Raw genomic sequence first — 2,510 nt, forward strand, 5'->3', positions numbered from 1 at the left:
GAATCATATTCCAACTTAAATCCGGCGTTTGACTCGCTCTTTTTAATGCATCCCTTAAAGATTGTAAATGACTAATCTTATCTTCAATCAAATCAATCTGTAAATCAAAACTCTCCTTTAGATTCGTATTATCCATAACCATAGGAAAGATTTCTTCAATACTAAAACCCAAATGTTTTAAAGATAAAATCTTCTGTAACTTTAATAAATCCAAATCACTATATTGACGATATCCATTTTCCATAACAAAAGAGGGTTTTAATAACCCAATTTTGTCATAATATCGAATTGTTCTTTCACTCACATTCGCTAGTTTTGCGAATTGACCTGTTTTATAGTAATTAATCGTCATCTTCCTCATCATTTTCTAGAAGATATTCTTCCTCTTCTGATTTAATTGTATAATCTTTAATTAACAATGATAAATTTGGATTGTAATAAGGATCTCCATTTTTCATTATTTCAGGCCAATTTTCTCTGAACGTTTTCTTTTCACCATTGAATCTCTTTTTCTTTTCCGGTGAATCTTCCATACCACGTGATTTAGATTCATAATGATATAACTCCGCATATGGATTATAAACAATTAAGTAACCTGCATTTCGTATTCTCATACAGAAATCAATATCATTAAACGCAACCTTCAATTCTTCATTAAGTCCATGAACCTCTTCAAACACAGATTTTTTTACCATCATACATGCCGCAGTAACAGCGCTCAAATCTTGTGCAGACACTAATCGTCCAAAGTATCCTAGACTTTCTCTTGGTTCACCTAAAAATGCATGTCCAGCAATTCGTCCTAAACCCACAATTACTCCACCATGTTGAACTGTGTCATCATGATAGAATAACCTAGCGCCTACAGCTCCAACATCTTTACGTTGACAATATCCCAAAAGCTCTTTTAAGCAATCTTCATTTATAATTTCAGTATCATTATTTAAAAATAAATAATAGTCTCCATTCGCATGTTTTGCACCAAAATTATTAATTGCAGAATAATTGAAAATACCATCCCAATAAACCACTTTTACTTTAGAGTTTTCATGTTCTAATTTTTTATAATACTCAAAAGTTTCTTGTTCAGTACTGTTATTTTCAATAATGATATATTCATAATTTTTATAAGATGATTTCGCTTCAATTGACTCAATACAACGTTCTAAATCATCAATATGATCTTTATTGGGAATTAGTATTGAAATCAATGGATTTCCTATGATTTCATACGTTGTCTTATACCATCCTAACGCTTGACCCATCGAAACATTTGCATCAATATTCAGACGGTCATAATGAGCTTGCACGGCTCTTTTGCCAGCTTCAAATGCATACATTTTACTTTCAGGATTTTCAGCTGTAGATTGTTCATGCATACGCCAATGATATAAAATTTTTGGAATATGATAAATATTTTCTGGAGTCGTAGATTCTGAAAGACGAAGAACAAAATCAAAATCTTGTGCTCCATCGAATTCTTTTCTGAAATTTCCCACTTTATCAATCAATGATTTTTTTACAACCAAAAAATGACAAATGTAGTTAACACTGCATAGTAAATCCATATTGAAATCAGATTTAAAATGTGGGGATGCAAACTTTTTGCTCTTATCCATTAATTTATCTTCATCCGTATAAATAAAATCATATTTTTTATTTTGAAGTGCTTTTACAATTTCAAACAAGCAATTTAATTCTAAAGTATCATCATGATCATATAAACCAACATAATCACCTGTTATAAGTTCTAAAGCCTTGTTCATATTACCAGCAATTCCATAATTATCATTTAATCTAACAAATTTAATTTTATCTCCAACTTCATAATTAGATTTAATATACTTTTCTACTGAATCGTTCGTGCTTCCATCCGCAATACACAATTCCCAATTTGAATAACTTTGATTTACAACAGTATCTATCATTTCTTTTAGATATTCATTTTTGGTATTAAATGTTGCTACAATAACAGAAATTTTTGGTGAATAGTCAAATACGAAATCTCTTTGATTCATTAAGTCTGCTTCTGTAACTCGCTTTGCAATAAACCATTTATTGTAATCAACAGTCTTATCATCAACTGGACCTTGTTGTAATCTCTCTATAAATTGTTTTAATCCATTTTCTCTAAAAAAATGTATACCTTTTTTTAAGTTCTCTTTATTAATACGTTTAGCATAGGTTTTAAATAAATGATATATAGAACTACTATTTTGACTTAATTTAATCTTAGTTGTTTCACTATCTGTGCTTAGTATCATATAATACTGTTCTTTAGGATCACTTTCAAATGTAATTCTAAAACCTGCATCTTTATTAGTCTCATCAACCATATGCAATCTTATTAGATCTTTTCGAGCAACTTTTTCTATTTCATATTCGATTTCATTGTTCTTTTGATCAACAATTTTTATCTTGACGTCTTTTTTATCCCAAGAATATGTCCAACCTAAAATTTCTGCAAAATTAATTTTTAAATCTTTAAAGTACTTGTCAATAGTATATTC

2 protein-coding genes are annotated in these 2,510 nt (G+C 29.3%); both read right to left on the bottom strand.

Features of this window, described 5'->3' with window-relative positions:
* A partial coding sequence (locus Q0F58_RS18825; protein WP_294379504.1) for a MerR family transcriptional regulator occupies positions 1-352 on the bottom strand: 352 nt, incomplete at its 3' end.
* Positions 342-2,510 (bottom strand): glycosyltransferase family 2 protein (locus Q0F58_RS18830; RefSeq protein WP_294379506.1); only part of this gene is annotated, 2,169 nt, incomplete at its 5' end. The genes Q0F58_RS18825 and Q0F58_RS18830, both read right to left, overlap by 11 nt.

This window comes from uncultured Clostridium sp. (genome assembly GCF_934754915.1).
Classification (GTDB): Bacteria; Bacillota; Clostridia; order Clostridiales; family Clostridiaceae; genus Clostridium.